This window comes from Fibrobacter sp. UWS1 (genome assembly GCF_002300445.1).
In the GTDB taxonomy this organism is placed as follows: domain Bacteria; phylum Fibrobacterota; class Fibrobacteria; order Fibrobacterales; family Fibrobacteraceae; genus Hallerella; species Hallerella intestinalis.
This window is the reverse complement of the sequence record NZ_NSGW01000001.1, coordinates 638,915-653,818: the sequence shown is the minus strand read 5'-3', so window position 1 is coordinate 653,818 and position 14,904 is coordinate 638,915. Positions and strand designations below refer to the sequence as shown.

At 44.2% G+C, this 14,904-nt stretch carries 16 protein-coding genes; 14 read left to right on the top strand and 2 right to left on the bottom strand.

Annotation, left to right across the window (positions count from 1 at the left end; translation table 11 throughout):
- The first annotated feature begins 2 nt into the window (after window positions 1-2).
- The 11 genes from BGX14_RS02755 (at window position 3) to BGX14_RS02705 (ending at window position 11,129) form a co-directional block, all read left to right on the top strand.
- Window positions 3-596 carry a hypothetical protein gene (locus BGX14_RS02755; RefSeq protein ID WP_073306312.1) on the top strand — a complete coding sequence of 198 codons (594 nt, stop codon included), beginning with the start codon at window positions 3-5 and terminating at the stop codon, window positions 594-596.
- Window positions 597-659: 63 nt separating this feature from the next.
- Complete coding sequence (locus BGX14_RS02750; protein WP_095878993.1) at window positions 660-2,648, top strand: site-specific DNA-methyltransferase; 1,989 nt, start codon at window positions 660-662, stop codon at window positions 2,646-2,648.
- A 124-nt stretch (window positions 2,649-2,772) separates the two neighbouring features.
- A complete protein-coding gene (locus BGX14_RS02745; RefSeq protein WP_095878992.1) occupies window positions 2,773-4,101 on the top strand; it encodes an ATP-binding protein in 1,329 nt (442 codons plus the stop codon).
- 15 nt (window positions 4,102-4,116) lie between these two features.
- Window positions 4,117-7,197: a type III restriction-modification system endonuclease gene (locus BGX14_RS02740; protein ID WP_095878991.1), complete on the top strand. Its 3,081-nt coding sequence runs from the start codon at window positions 4,117-4,119 to the stop codon at window positions 7,195-7,197.
- Window positions 7,198-7,422: 225 nt separating this feature from the next.
- Entirely contained in the window at window positions 7,423-7,794 is a 372-nt protein-coding gene (locus BGX14_RS02735) for a hypothetical protein (protein ID WP_095878990.1), read from the top strand.
- Entirely contained in the window at window positions 7,794-8,147 is a 354-nt protein-coding gene (locus tag BGX14_RS02730) for a hypothetical protein (protein ID WP_095878989.1), read from the top strand. Before BGX14_RS02735 ends, BGX14_RS02730 begins: the two co-directional genes overlap by 1 nt.
- 35 nt (window positions 8,148-8,182) lie before the next feature.
- A complete protein-coding gene (locus BGX14_RS02725; protein WP_073302231.1) occupies window positions 8,183-9,235 on the top strand; it encodes an XRE family transcriptional regulator in 1,053 nt (350 codons plus the stop codon).
- Between the two features lie 74 nt (window positions 9,236-9,309).
- Window positions 9,310-9,741, top strand: coding sequence for a hypothetical protein (locus BGX14_RS02720; RefSeq protein ID WP_158223206.1), 432 nt, complete (start codon window positions 9,310-9,312; stop codon window positions 9,739-9,741).
- A gap of 158 nt (window positions 9,742-9,899) precedes the next feature.
- On the top strand, window positions 9,900-10,571 hold the full coding sequence (locus tag BGX14_RS02715) for a DUF4417 domain-containing protein (protein WP_095878987.1): 672 nt from the start codon (window positions 9,900-9,902) through the stop codon (window positions 10,569-10,571).
- Window position 10,572: 1 nt separating this feature from the next.
- Entirely contained in the window at window positions 10,573-10,941 is a 369-nt protein-coding gene (locus BGX14_RS02710; RefSeq protein ID WP_143159294.1) for a hypothetical protein, read from the top strand.
- 2 nt (window positions 10,942-10,943) lie between these two features.
- The gene (locus tag BGX14_RS02705; RefSeq protein ID WP_073302225.1) at window positions 10,944-11,129 is read left to right on the top strand and encodes a hypothetical protein; all 186 of its coding nucleotides are present in this window, start codon (window positions 10,944-10,946) and stop codon (window positions 11,127-11,129) included.
- A gap of 6 nt (window positions 11,130-11,135) precedes the next feature.
- Here BGX14_RS02705 and BGX14_RS02700 read toward each other — a convergent pair whose 3' ends face one another.
- A complete protein-coding gene (locus BGX14_RS02700) occupies window positions 11,136-11,420 on the bottom strand; it encodes a type II toxin-antitoxin system RelB/DinJ family antitoxin (RefSeq protein WP_083545590.1) in 285 nt (94 codons plus the stop codon).
- A 397-nt stretch (window positions 11,421-11,817) separates the two neighbouring features.
- On the opposite strand from BGX14_RS02700, the gene BGX14_RS02695 reads away from it, so the two are divergent.
- From BGX14_RS02695 to BGX14_RS02680, 3 genes are all read left to right on the top strand, one after another.
- Window positions 11,818-12,621, top strand: coding sequence for a hypothetical protein (locus tag BGX14_RS02695; RefSeq protein WP_073302223.1), 804 nt, complete (start codon window positions 11,818-11,820; stop codon window positions 12,619-12,621).
- Window positions 12,622-12,719: 98 nt separating this feature from the next.
- Complete coding sequence (locus BGX14_RS02690; RefSeq protein WP_095878986.1) at window positions 12,720-12,965, top strand: hypothetical protein; 246 nt, start codon at window positions 12,720-12,722, stop codon at window positions 12,963-12,965.
- Window positions 12,966-13,511: 546 nt separating this feature from the next.
- Window positions 13,512-14,225, top strand: coding sequence for a DUF6261 family protein (locus tag BGX14_RS02680; protein WP_073302269.1), 714 nt, complete (start codon window positions 13,512-13,514; stop codon window positions 14,223-14,225).
- 178 nt (window positions 14,226-14,403) lie between these two features.
- Here BGX14_RS02680 and BGX14_RS02675 read toward each other — a convergent pair whose 3' ends face one another.
- Window positions 14,404-14,847, bottom strand: coding sequence for a hypothetical protein (locus BGX14_RS02675; protein WP_073302217.1), 444 nt, complete (start codon window positions 14,845-14,847; stop codon window positions 14,404-14,406).
- Window positions 14,848-14,904 lie beyond the last annotated feature (57 nt).

Below are 14,904 nucleotides of genomic sequence, written 5' to 3'. Positions count from 1 at the left end.
GTATGGCGAACAACAGAATGATAACTCTTTTGTGTGAAGGTCCGTCTGAAAACGCCTACATCCAAGAACTCAACCGATATTTACGGGAAAATGAATGTAAATTGGTTTTAATTCCTTCTAAAAATCCGATCGGTACTGGTTTTTACTCAACGGTTTACCCAAGATACCGTAAAGAACGTGAAAAAAATCCAAGAACACCAATAAAAGTGATTTTGGACGATGATATCTATGTCCGTAATGGCAACAATCAAGAAAAATCCAATACTGCCAAGTATAAAGATTCGCCTATCAAAGATGACTTTTTGTTTAACACGCATAATTTTGAAGATTTTTTAATGCTTCATTATGATGATGAAACGTTGAATCAATGGATAGCGACGTGTGCGGAATATAATCACGAACAAGTGCCGCTGCATTCGGATGAATACATCCCTTTGCTTCAAAAGATGTTCCCTAACTATAAAAAGGGGGAACTTCTTTTCACTCCGATAGATAAGGATAAACTAGATAATTTATTTAGGCACAACGAGGACAAAGGCATTTTTATAAAGAGTGATTTTGCTGCGTTTTTGAAAAAATTGCTGAATGATAGCTAGCGAATGATCGTCTGAATGCCTAAGGCCGAAAGAACGGGAATTTTAAAATAAGGAACAACTAAAATGGAAAAAGCAACCATGCACAGCCTTGATATGGTAAACGAAAACATCAAGAAAATCGGGTGCCTATTCCCGGAATGCATCACCGAAACCGTTGGCGAAGACGGCAAGGTGAAAGTTGCCATTGACTTTGAAAAATTGCAGGAAAACCTGAGCCATGCCACCATTGGCGAAGGCGAAGAACGTTACCAGTTTACTTGGCCCGGCAAGCGCGAGGCGATTCACAATGCAAATGCTCCCACCAACATGACGCTGCGACCCTGCAAGGAAGAATCTGTGGATTTTGACAACACGCAGAATCTTTACATCGAAGGCGATAACCTCGAAGTGCTCAAGTTGCTGCAAGAGAATTACCTTGGTAAAATCAAGATGATTTACATTGACCCGCCTTACAACACGGGCAACGATTTTGTGTATAACGACGACTTCAAGGAAGATACGGAATCGTTCCAATCGAAGAGCGGAATGTATGACGAAGACGGAAACATGCTTTTGCAGAACTTCGAGAAGAATACCGAAAGCAATGGCCGTTTCCATACCGACTGGCTCAACATGATGTACCCGCGCCTGAAAGTCGCCAGAAATTTGCTTAGCGATGACGGCGTGATATTTATTTCTATTGATGATAATGAACAGGAAAATTTGAAAAAGATATGTGATGAAGTGTTTGGGGCATTAAATTTCATCGCTAATTTTGCATGGAAAAGAAAAAAAGAAATATCGAACGATTCAAACAATGTCGCTATACAAGGGGAATATGTTCTATGTTACGGAAGGGGTGACGCCACTCTTTCTTTAGAACCTTTATCAGCCGAATACATATCAAAATCATACAATGACCCGACAGAAGCTTTTCCATTAGGAAAATGGAGACCCGTTCCATTAACAGTATCAAAGGGGCTAAATGGAGGAGGTTACACCTATACAATTACAACTCCTTCAGGCAAAAATCACACTAGACTTTGGGCTTATCCCGAAAGCAGCTATACAAAACTTGTTGAAAAAGGATTGGTATATTTCGGAAAAGATGGGTCCGCCGTCCCGCAAAGAGTTATGTATGCCAAAGACAGCAAGGGACAACCAACTTCAAATTATTGGGATAATGTTGCCACAAATAAAGAAGGAAAAAAGGAAATTCTAGAACTTTTTGGAGACAATTTTTTTGATACGCCAAAGCCAATCAACCTACTTAAAAAAATCCTTTTACTTGCAACAAAAGAAGACTCAATCATTCTTGATTTCTTCTCCGGTTCAGCAACAACAGCTCACGCCGTAATGCAACTCAATGCAGAAGATAATGGCAATCGTAAATTCGTCTGCGTTCAGTTACCCGAAGTGACTGCAGGTGACTCCGAGGCCTACAAGGCTGGTTACAAAAATATCTGCGAAATTGGCAAGGAGCGCATCCGCCGTGCCGGCAAGAAGATTATGGACGACATCATTGCGAATAACGAAACGTCCGCTGTCATTGCGAGGAGTGAAACGACGAAGCAATCCAAAGACTCTGCAATAGATTGCCGCGCCTCGCTCGCAATGACGCAGAACTCCCAACTAAAAACTGACAACTACAAACTCGACATCGGCTTCCGCGTTCTAAAACTCGCCGATAGCAACATGAAGGACGTTTTCTATTCCCCCGCCGAAACCACCAGCGCGGACATATTCGACGTCGATAACGTCAAGGAAGATCGCACCCCGCTGGACTTGTTGTTCCAGGTCATGCCCGAATGCAACCTGCCGCTCTCAAGCAAGATTGAAGAACGCTCAATCGAGGGAAAGACCGTCTATTTCGTAAACGGCAATTACCTTGTTGCCTGTTTTGATGAAGGAATCACCGAAAAGCTCATCAAGTCTGTCATCGATGTTCCCGATAGCGACAAACCCTACTACTTCTATATGCGTAATATTGGTCTCGGAGGCGACAAGGTTCTCGACAACTTCGAACAACTCTTTGTCCACTACAGCCCCTCCACCAAACGCAAGGTTATCTAGCTGAACATTTTGCGAAAATGATTGATTTTTGCTTAAAATATTTTGCGATTTGTGCAGTTTTACGACTAAAACATTTTGCGATTTCTGTAAAATGTGTGTATTTTAGGCAAAAAAGAGGCTAGAAATGATCTTTAAACGTAAGATGTATGCAACCATGCTCCAGTGGAAAAACAAGCGTCCCGGGAAAACGGCCTTGCTATTGAAAGGGGCTCGCCGTGTTGGCAAATCTACACTGGTAGAAGAATTCGCGAAAAGGGAGTATAAATCCTACATTCTAGTGGATTTTTCAAGAAAATCCAAGGAAATCGACGACCTTTTTAGCAACATGATGGATTTGGACTTTTTCTTCTTGCGTCTGCAGAACATTTTCGGGGTATCTTTGCACAAGCGTGAATCCGTCATTATTTTTGATGAAGTGCAGATGCAGCCTCTGGCAAGGCAGGCTATAAAGCATTTGGTGAAGGATGGTCGTTACGACTATATCGAAACCGGCTCCCTATTGTCGCTGAAGAAAAACATCAAGGGAATTGTAATCCCGAGTGAAGAACATGCCGAAACGCTTTATCCCCTTGATTTTGAAGAATTCTACTGGGCTATCGGAAACACGGTATCTCCTGGACAGATGCATGAGGCTTTCATGATGAAGCGGCCTATGGGCGAGGCGGTGCATCGTCGCTGGATGCGAGACCTCCGACTCTATATGCTGGTTGGGGGTATGCCACAAGCGGTAGAAGCTTATCTTCAATCGAATGACATGAGTGCGGTGGATGAAGTCAAACGTGGAATTCTTGAAATTTATGAATCGGATTTTTTCCGTATTGATCCGTCTGGCCGTGCGTCCAAAATTTTTTCGGCAATCCCAGCCCAGTTGAATAGCAACGCATCGAGATATCAGTTCGGAAAGACTATCAAACGACAAAGTTCAGATAAGACCAAAGAGCTGATTGCAGAAATAGAAAGTAGTAAGACGGTGACAATCGCTCATCACGCGAACGACCCTCAAGTAGGCATGGGAATGTTCGCTGATTTCAACGTTTACAAGATGTTTCTTGCGGATACAGGCCTGTTTGTAACTCTCGCTTTTAAGGATAAATTATATACGGAAAACGAAATTTATAGAAAACTACTTTCAGATAAGTTAGAGTCCAATATGGGCTATGTCTATGAAAACCTTGTTGCACAGATGTTGAAAACGAAGGGCTACGAAGTCTTCTATTACACATTCCCTACGGAAAATAAGCACAATTACGAAATTGATTTTCTTCTTACCAAGGGCAAGAAGATTGTTCCTATCGAAGTAAAATCGTCCGGTTACAAGACTCATAAATCCCTTGATATGTTCTGCGAAAAGTTTTCGTCGCGGATTGGCGAAAGAATTTTGCTTTATACGAAGGATTATCAAAAAGATGGTCCCGTAACATGCCTTCCCATTTATTACACACCTTTTCTCTAGTGAAACTGTAAACAAATGAAATTCAAGTTCAAGATTCAGCAATACCAAACCGATGCTGTCGAAAATACCGTAAACGTTTTTGCGGGGCAACCTTGCTATGACAATACCGTTTATCGCCGTGACTTGGGCAAGCGCAAAGGTCAAGTAAACGTATTCGATCAGGATGAAGCAGGCTTCCGTAACCACGATATCGAACTTTCCGAAAGCGAACTGCTCGCAAACATCCACAAGTCGCAGGATATCTGCGACATCAAGCGCTCTGCAAGCATCGTAAAGTCCGGCGTGGAAGCTTGCCGCCTCGATATCGAAATGGAAACGGGTACAGGCAAGACTTACGTGTATCTCAAGACCATGTTCGAACTCAACAAGCGGTATGGCTGGAGCAAGTTCATAGTTATTGTGCCGAGTAAGGCGATTCGCGAAGGCGTTTATAAGAGTTTCCAGACGCTTGAAGACCATTTTATGGAATATTACGGCAAAAAGGCCCGCTATTTCATCTACAACAGCGACCATTTGCAGCAGATTGATTCCTATTCGAGCGATGCCGGCATCAATGTAATGATTATTAACGCTCAGGCGTTTGCATCATCGTTCAACGAAGAAGATTACAAGAAGAAAATTGCCGAAGGCAAGAAAATTCCCGAAGCGAACAGGAAAATTTTTGACAGGCGCGATGAATTCGGGAGCCGTAGGCCCATTGACGTGCTGGCGGCAAACCACCCGATTGTCATTCTGGATGAACCTCAGAAACTTGAAGGAACTGTCACCCAGAAGACTATGCAGACGTTCAAGCCGCTGTTCATCTTGAATTATTCTGCAACGCATAAGGTCCAGCACAATCTTATCTATGCCCTGGACGCTCTTGACGCCTACCGCCAAAAACTCGTGAAGAAAATCCAGGTCAAGACGCTGACTGCAAAAAACTTGGCGGGAACGGCGGCATATTTGTATCTAGACGATATTATCCTAGATCCGAAAAAGGCTCCTGTTGCAAAAATTCAACTTGAAGTCAAGAAGGGTTCGGGAATCAGCCGGGAATATCGCAAGTTTGAATATGGCGATAAGCTTTCCGTTGCTAGCGGGACCAATGCGTATGACGGCTTCACCATTGCGGAAATCGATCCGCTCGCAAACCAGGTTGTTTTTACTAACGGTAAAGTAATTTACAAGGGCCAAGTCGTAAACGATACGGATGCAAAGACGATGCAGCGTTTGCAAATCCGCGAAACCATCGAAGCCCACTTCAAAAAAGAAGAAGAGCTTTTCAAGAAGGGAATCAAGTGCCTTTCGCTGTTTTTCATTGATGAAGTCGCAAATTACAAGAGCTATGAAGGCGATGACGAGGTCAAGGGTTTCCTCTGGAAAACGTTCGAGGAAGAATACAACAATATCGTTTCAGAAAAGCTGACCTTTTTCGATGACGATTATCAAAAGTATCTAAAAGGGATTACTGCCGAAGATACGCATAAGGGATATTTCTCTATCGACAAGAAAGGCCACGCCTGCGATAGCAAGGCCGAAAAGAAACTGGACGGAATGAGTGATGATGTTTCCGCTTACGACCTTATTCTAAAGAATAAGGAACTCCTGCTCAGTTTTGGGAATCCCGTGCGGTTCATCTTTAGCCATTCCGCATTGCAGGAAGGCTGGGATAATCCGAACGTGTTCCAGATTTGCACGCTCCGCCACGCTAGTTCCAATGTCCGCCGCAGGCAAGAGGTGGGGCGTGGGTTACGCCTTTGCGTGAATCAGGATGGTGATCGTCAGGATTTGGAAGTCTTGGGCGAAAACATCCATAACCTGAACAAACTGACTGTCATTGCTAACGAAGATTACGCCGCATTTGTAAGTGGTTTGCAGTCCGAAATCAGGGAAGCTCTTCGCGATAGGCCGACGCTGGCCAACAAGGATTACTTCTTCGGAAAATCGATTGAAATGGTCGGTGGTGAAAAGCATACGCTGACCGATGCCGAAGCAAGCCTTGTATTTGCATACCTTTACAGCAACGATTATGTCGATGAAAAGGGGCGAATCACCGAAAGATACAAGATGCACAAGGATGCCGGAACGCTTGCTGCGATGGGTGGTAAACTGGCCGGAATGGAAACAAGTATCCATAGACTCGTGCAGGCGACTTTCGATACGGAACTTGCGCTCGAAACGATGGTCGAAGACGGCAACGCTACCGAAGTTCCCGAAAGCGTTCTAAACGCCAATTACAAGAAACAGGAATTTCAGGAACTTTGGAAACGACTGAACCACAAGTATGTCTATACGGTGAATTATGACAGCAATGAACTCATTGAGAAGGCCGTCAAAAGTATAAACGATAACTTGATGGTAAGCGAGTTGACCTACGTCATCACCGAAGCAGACCAGACTGCAGTCGATCAGTTCGGCGGTACAAAAATTGTTCGCAAAAAGGCGAGTTCCATATCTTCATCAACAGTCAAGTACGATTTGGTCGGAGAAATATCAAAGGGGGCGACACTTACCCGCAAGACCGTCGTAGAAATTTTGAAACGTACCGAAGGCAAACTCTTTATGTTCCGAAACAATCCCGAAGAGTATATCAAGAATGTGGTGAAACTCATTAAGGAACAGAAGGCGACCATGATTGTGGAACATGTGGGTTATTCGCTAATTGACGAAACCTACAATACCGACATCTTTACCGCCGAAAAGCATGTAATCCTCGAAAAGTCAATGCTTGTGCGCAAGCATATTACCGACTATATTTTTACCGATGGCTACGCCAAGAAGCCGGAAGAAAGTGTCGAAGGCAAGTTTGCAAGCGAACTCGAAAAAGCCGATGAAGTCGCCGTCTATGCAAAACTTCCGAGGGCATTTCACATTCCCACTCCTGTAGGCAATTACTCACCGGATTGGGCAATTGCCTTCAAGAAGAATTCCGTAAAGCACATCTTCTTTGTTGCAGAAACCAAGGGTAGTATGGATTCCATGCAACTCAAGCCTGTCGAATCCGCCAAAATCCGCTGCGCCGAACGCCTTTTCAACGAAATCTCGACCGAAGACGTAAAGTACCACAAGGTCGCCAGTTACGAAGATTTGTTGAAAGCCATGGAGGCGGTGTAGGGGGCTTTACGAGAAAATGGCGTTTTTTAGCAAAGTATTTTGAGAAAGACGCTGTTTTTGAAGAATTTTGGCCTGAAACGTTACATTCGTTCAAAATTTATCTATATTGTAACGTATAGAGCGGGTGCGCTGTCCAAACAAGGCGTCAGGAACCTTTGAGAGGGCACATTCGTAAAATGTTCCACCGGACTTCCCTGTGGAGTCCAATTCTTAAAGGAGACAGAAATGTCGAATGCGAAAGAAATATACTCCGAGGCTTCGAAGTATTATTGCGAAACAAAAGTTCCATCCAGTTCTATAGATCAAGAAAGATATAATAAAAGTAAAGCAAGAGAGGCTAAGTTTAATGAGAACTGGAAAAAGGAAAAGGTAAATATCGTTGATATTGTGGAAAAGTATGCTCCAAATGCAAAAGCATATGAAAATGGTTATAAATTTTATTTTGAAGGCGAAAAATACACTGTTATAACAGATATGGTTGCCGGGTATTTGCGGATAAAAGATAATGCATCCGGCAAATGGCTTAGGCTTGACGGAACGCTTACAAAGTCTGACAAAAGGACTCATTTCAAAATCAAACGCAAGGAGGAAATGTAATGTGGGTTATTCTATTTAAAACACTAGAAGGTGTCGATTATTACGGCGACCGACCGGATGCTCCAGAAGACGGCGATCCTCGTGCTGAATTCTATGACTTTGACATCAATAGGGAATATTGGAATTTTCTTGAGGCTGATTTTATCAATCCAGTCAATGATTTATGCGGGTCATTATTGGATTTTGATGAGGACGATTTTTTTTGTGTCGAACAATGCGTCAAATTAAAAACCTGGATTGAAAAACGCTTTCAACAAGAAACATGTCCGGCTTTAAAACCCGTTTATGAAAAAATTTTAGAGTATGCCATAAAGGCGATTGACCTCGGAACAGGTATTATTATACAGTTTTAAAACATTAAACGGTTTTCTTCCACGGAGAGTCTGTTATGTCCACATTGACTGATTTCGCTACAAGACTAAAAAATGCTCGTCTTACCAAGGGATGGTCCATGGATAAACTATGTGAAAACATGGATCCTCCCGTTTCTAAGATGACAATTTCTAGGTACGAAAAAGGCGAGATTCTGCCGAGCAGTATTCACCTAATCGCTCTTGCAAATGCATTGGGCAAATCGTGTGACTACTTTGTGCGACCAATAACTTTTCAATTAGAAACAGTGCATTTCCGAAAGAAGAGCTGTGTCACGGTTAAAGAAACTAGGCGGATAGAGCAAGAAACTGCGGACAGACTTGAAAATTATATTGAGTTAGAAGAAATCTGCGGTGAATCTTCAAGTGAAAAATTGCCTATCTATGAAGTTTCCTCAATTAACGATATTATCGCTGCGGCAGAGGATCTTCGAAAAAAATGGGGTATTGGTAAAAATGGAATAACGAATGTTATCGACCTTTTTGAAAGTCATGGCATAAAGGTTATCGAAATAGATGCTCCGGATTCTTTTGATGGTTTAAGCTCGATGGTCTGTGGCGAAATTCCCACTATAGTTCTTGCTTACCAGAAGAAGTTCTCCGAACGCAAACGATTGACTGCATCGCACGAACTCGGACACCTTGTCTTGAAGTTTGACAATAAGATTACTGAAAAAGAGCAAGAATCCCTATGTAATCGTTTCGCTACCGAAATGCTCCTGCCGGAAAAAGAATTGAAAGAGATTTTGGGTGAAAACCTTTCGAATTATGTCTTTAGCGAAGTTCGCTCCGTGCAAAAGCGGTACGGAATATCGTTTGATGCTGTTATGTATAAAATGAAGGAATGTGGCATAATCCCCGAAAAACGATACATTGGCTATAGAATTTATAAGAGTAAAAATCCCGAATACAAGGCAAATGTTGAAGTAAATTATTGGCACGAAGAATGTTCAGATAAACTGTTGCGTCTTGCGGGAAAAGCATATAGCAAAGGGCTGATAACTCTTTCCAAAGCAGCTTGCTTGCTAAACAAGGATGTTGCCGAAATCCATAGGGAACTTGTTCTATAATGATCCGAACGCCGCTAGTATTAGACGCAAGTATTATTCTCAATATGCTCTCCGTGAATTCATTGGAGACGTTATTGGCGGTGGAAAGAGAATTTTGTACAACGGACTTTGTGCTAAACTCAATAAAAAAGACTATTTGCAAGGGAACTTTTGCAAAATTAGAGAAATCACAAAAGTTGAAAATCTATAGCATAGATAAGGATGTTGAAAAATTTTTTGAATTCCATTCATCCTTACGAAACCTGCTTACTATTGAGGGATGCTCAGTGCTGTTCCATGCGAAAAAAACAAATGCCACTTTATTGTCTTCCGATAGGAACTTGCTTGATGTAGCAAAGAAAAATGACATACGTTCTTTCGATTTGTTGGATGTACTGGAATGCATGATTAAGAAAAATATCTTGTCAAAAAAAGAGGCTGTAGAGAATTTAACCACATTAATGGAAGAAAATCGAATATTGCTGAAGGAGGAATGCGAAAAGAGAATTGTTCGCTGGGAAAATTAAAAATGCCGGAAGGCGACGCGAACCGTCTCCGGCAAGTCGCTTGTCGAGATATTGCTATCCAAACAAGGCGTCAGGAACCTTTAAGATAGCAATATCTCGGCTAAAAAGTCAACTAGGGATTCGATGTTTTTGGATTCCGCATCTTAGAGGTTTAAAAAATGGTTGAAAATCTGATCGATTTGCTGAAAGTTTCCGAAGAATACATCCGGTATTTGGAGCGCAAAGAGGTAAAATTTAACAGCAAGGGTTTCCCTTTGCTGCGCAAAGAGATGTTTTTGGATGAATATCCTGAACTCGTTCTTCCATACGATTTTCGCAAAAACACCCTTGTGGCGGATCCTAAAAAGACGCTACTTTGCTTTTATTGCGGGGATAAACGCATTTATCCCAGACTTAAGAAGGTGCTTAAAGATATTCCTGAGTACAAGCGTTTTTTAGGAGTTGTCACAATAGATATAACCGTTACCAGTGATATGGACGAGGAATGGCAAAACGCAATAATGTTGCTGCATCAGTTGTTTATGGCTGTTTTGGCGGTAAACGGGGTGAAGGTTGTGGCGAACCTCCGGACCGGCGATGCCCGTTCAGCAGAAAACCTAAACAACATGCCTAAAGGAATTATGTGGGCCGCTGGATTCCTCGGATGTGCAGAAGAAGACCCGCTAGACTTTCGTTTTATCTCGAGTACCTTGCGAGTGATGCCGTCTAAATTTGTTGTTTATGGCCCGGAAGATGAGATTGCTTTGGGAAAACTCAATATGATGGGCATTGATTACCGCGTATATGACGATTATCACAAACTGAGCAAAAAGTATAAGCGGAGTGCATAAAATGAAAAGCACATACAAACTACTAGGTGTATTTTGGGATAGAAAAGAAATCGTTGAAACCAATTTTGATGTAATCAGGAAATGCCGGGATATTCTTGATTATCGTTATGTACGGGAATTGTTTGACGTAAACAACTATGTTCGAAAAATTAAGGTAAGTGAACTTCTTAAAGCGAATCTAGAGAATGATGTCAAGGTAATTATCAATCAGTTGCGGCATTGCGATAAAATCGTCGGAGTGATTGATTATTTTCCTCGCGTCAAGAATGCTGTTTTACGAAGATTAGCTCGGAAGCGAATATTGCAGGTGCTGAACTATCTGCGGAAAGAATTGCCGAACGCGAAGATTTGTGTGAGCCGAAAAGTTTGAGGATGACATTTTTTAGAAATTGTGTTAGGGAGAGTGACCTTGCCCGCGACTGGCGTTCCGTTGTCGGTGACGACGATGCCGCTCCGGTTTACGTTGACGAGACCGCCCCCGAAGCAATCGAGAAGGTGATGCACCAGACCGTCATCAAGGTGACGAGCGCATCGCCCGAAATTTTGCTGTGGTTTTGATTTCCATTAATCGTCCAGGATGTCCTTAATCATTGCGTTTGCGTTCTTGTAGGATTTGGACTTGCGTTTTCCTGATGCGATTTTGTTTGCTTCGGCTATGGCGGCGATAGTCTCGTCGTTGGGAGTGTCAAGGGCAATCTCGAAAGGGATCTTGCGGAGACGAACGACCTGTTTCAAGAATACGGTTATTGCCGTGGACATGTTCATCCCGAGCTGGTCGAACAGGGTTTCGGCTTGCGTTTTGAGCTTGGAATCGATTCTTGCGCTGATTGTATGCATTGTGGTTCCCATAAAACGCTCCTTTTTACTAAGATTTATATAAAAATTAGTAAAATAGCAATACAGTGTATTAAATTTATATCCATACTTACCCGCTACAGAACATCAACGACGCGAAAATCCCCACGAAAATCAAGAACGGCAGCACTTTCAACAGCAAGGTGATGGCGCAGGCATCCCCTGCGTCGCCAGCCCCGAAATGTTAGAAAATACAATCAACGTTGAAATAAAAATCATCGCAAGAGAACAAGAGCGAAAGCCCGTAGCATCTAGGGAGAAAAATAGTATAAACAATTCAAAGGATTATGGACTGGCGGATGAAATACGCTGAAAATCATAAAATGTCAAAAATTGACGCTAAAATGGATGTATCTTTCCTGTGTAGGCTCCAAAACCACAAGAGGTCCCGATGAGCGTCGTCATTTTGAGATGGAATCCGGAAATTTCCAGCTACAGCATGAACCGTTTCAAGAATGCCATGGAAGAAGCGCGAAATACGCAAAACTACATGCTGAACTGGAGTGTGTGGGAGCACGAAAAGGTTCACTGCGGGGACCGCTTCTTTATGCTCCGTGTCGGCAAGGGGAAAACCGGCGTGGTCATGAGCGGAAGGATCGTGTCCGACCCTTATCATGACGAAGACTGGTCTGGCAAGGGCCGGATGACTTATTATGTGAATATACAGCCCGATTTCTTGGTGGATACGGAGCGGGGCGTGCATCTCAGTATTCGGGATCTCGAAAAGGCGTTCCCTCGATATGTATGGAAAGAGGGGCATTCGGGGATGGTGCTGAACGACTCTCTCGGGACGAAATTGGAATGGCTGTGGGTCAATTTTCTCTATAATGCTTTTACTGTCTCTGCGAAAAAGAATTTTGCTTCTAATTTGTGTGAAACAAATACGGAAAGCGTCCCTAAAACATATCATTACAGCATGGTAGTGCCTCTTCAACTGGATCTTGTGAAGAAAAAGGGTGCTGCGTGTGAAATCTGCGGTTACGATTACGAAAAGGTTTTTGATTTGACGTTCTTAAATTACGGTGGTGTTCAAAACATCTATTACTTTTTTCCGAGCAAGCGCCCGGTAAAAAATGTTCGTCAGAATTTCCACTGCATTTGTGCCAACTGCAGAAACATATACAACGACCTCCGCAACGACACCAACGATGGGGAACTGCTGCCCTTTGAAAGCTTGGCTAAGTTAAAACGATAAAAAGGTCGCATAATCGATCAAAAGGGAATGGATTGTATTTTGTGTGAGGCATCCAGCCAATTTTTGCAAAAACTTATATTTGTTAAGGCGGTGTCACAATGAACAAAATCCTTCCTTTCATTCTTGACTACTACGATCGCGAAGTTTCGCAGATGATTAGCAAGAAGTACGGATTCCCGATTATGGATGCGTACAAGAAGTTCATGTTCTCGAAGACTTATGAAATGTTGAGCAATCCGGAACTCCAAATGTGGGATTTTAGCTGCTTCGGGATTTTCGACATGTGGGAAGCCGAACAAAGAACGGGCGACCCGCGAGATTCCATTTACATTAGGAGATGCTGATGGCGAAGGAAATGGTGTAAGTATTCGGAGTTGGGAGTTTAGAGTTGGGAGTTGGGAGTGGGTGTATTGCAAATCAGAATTTCTTCAACAGAACTGAATGTTTGAAATCCGTCGTTGGGAATATCTAAGTTCTCCCTCCTTGTGGGTTCGTAAAAAAATGGAAAAGAATGAATTTATTTGTACAAAATGTTGATTATTAAGTTATAATCCCTTCAGGGCGACGAAACGTAGTTTCTATGCACACTGCTAGGGAGCTTGGTCGGCAAACGTAGTAATTCCGCGAGCCGCCCGGAGCCTGGTCGGCAAACGTAATAATTCCGCAAGCCGCCCAAGAGCCGGGACGGCAAACGTAATGATTCCGCAGGCCGCCTGGACGTTTGGACGGCAAACGTAATAATTCCGCGGGCCGCCTAGACGTTTGGACGGCAAACGTAATAATTCCGCAGACCGCCCAAGTGCAGGGGAACGAACGTAGTTTTCCCGCAAACCAAAAACAAAACCGGCAAACGTAATTTTTACGGAAGCCGAAAACCTATGGAGGTAAAAATGAAAAAAGTGATCAGTACCCTTCGCATCGCCGAAATCAACGGCCTTGCCGATTCGATTGTGGCGCACTACAGGAACGAATCTGGCCTGAATGGCGATGCCTTCCTTTCGGGCGTGATGGCGGAGGTGGAAGCCCTTTCGGCGAAAATCACGGCGGCCATCCGTCAGGACAGGGCGGTGAGCAGCCTGGACGAGGCGGACACCGTGCGCGACAACGCGGTGAAAAGCCTCGGCACGCTTCTGGAGGGCTATGCGGCGATTCCGCTCGCGGGGAAAAGGGCTTCGGCGCAGAGGCTTTTGACGGTATTCGCCAAATACGGGAAGTCGATTACTTTCGCGAACTATACGGCGGAATCGGCCCTGATCAAGAGCATGCTGGAAGACTTTGCCAAGGCGGACGCTGCGGACATCCAGAACCTCCCCGGCGTGGCGGAGAGCCTCGCGGAAATCCGCGCGGCGCAGGAGGCGTTCTCCAAAACGTCCGTGGAATACACGCAGGCGGCCTCGTCCAAGGTTGAAAGCGCGACCAGCGTCAAAAAGCCGCTCGTCTCGGCGATAAACGACCGGCTCGTCCCCTACCTGAACACGATGGCGATGGTGGACGGTGCGGGCTACGGCGGCTTCTCCCGACACGTGGAAACCGAAATCGCCAAAATGAACGAAACGGTGGGGAAGCGGAAGAAGGGCGGTTCGCCCGCTCCCAGCGTGGATTAACCCGAATCCGCCACTATCCACGGAATCCCGGTCCGCCGGGATTTTTTTTGTTCGGGGAATCAAGGAAGGACGGTCTTCCGACAGTCCAGAAGTCTGGAGGAATGCAGAAGAGTTTTCCGCAAAATCCGACACTCCATTTCCGCTCGAAAAGGCAGCGCCAAGCGGCAAGACCGCCGCTTTAACTTGCATTCCCGAAAGGGCACCCGTCAAAGCGAGAACGAAACGAGGCAGCACTGAATGCGGACAAAGATTGCTTCACCCCTTTGGGGTTCGCAATGACGGAACGCGCATTGGGGTTCGGACTGGCGGAATGCATATTGGGGTTTGGGGAGACGGAATGCGCATTGGGGTTCGGACTGGCGGAATGCATATTGGGGGTCGGGGAGACGAAGCAATCTTTGCGAGCATTAAAAGTCTGGCAGTGCAAGGAAAGACGGTCTCCCGACCGTCCAGAAATCTGGAGGAATGCAAAAGATTTTTCCGCAAAATCCGACACTCCATTTCTGCTCGAAAAGGCTGTGCCAAGTGGCGAGACTGCCGCTTTAACTTGCATTCCCGAAAGGGAGTCGGTCGTTCTTAAAGAAAACAGCAGGGCGGGTGGATAAAGGCAGTTGTTTGTCATGGGTCCAAAAAGATCGTTCTTCATGCAACGCCACCTCCCGTCTCTCTTGCTAGTTCG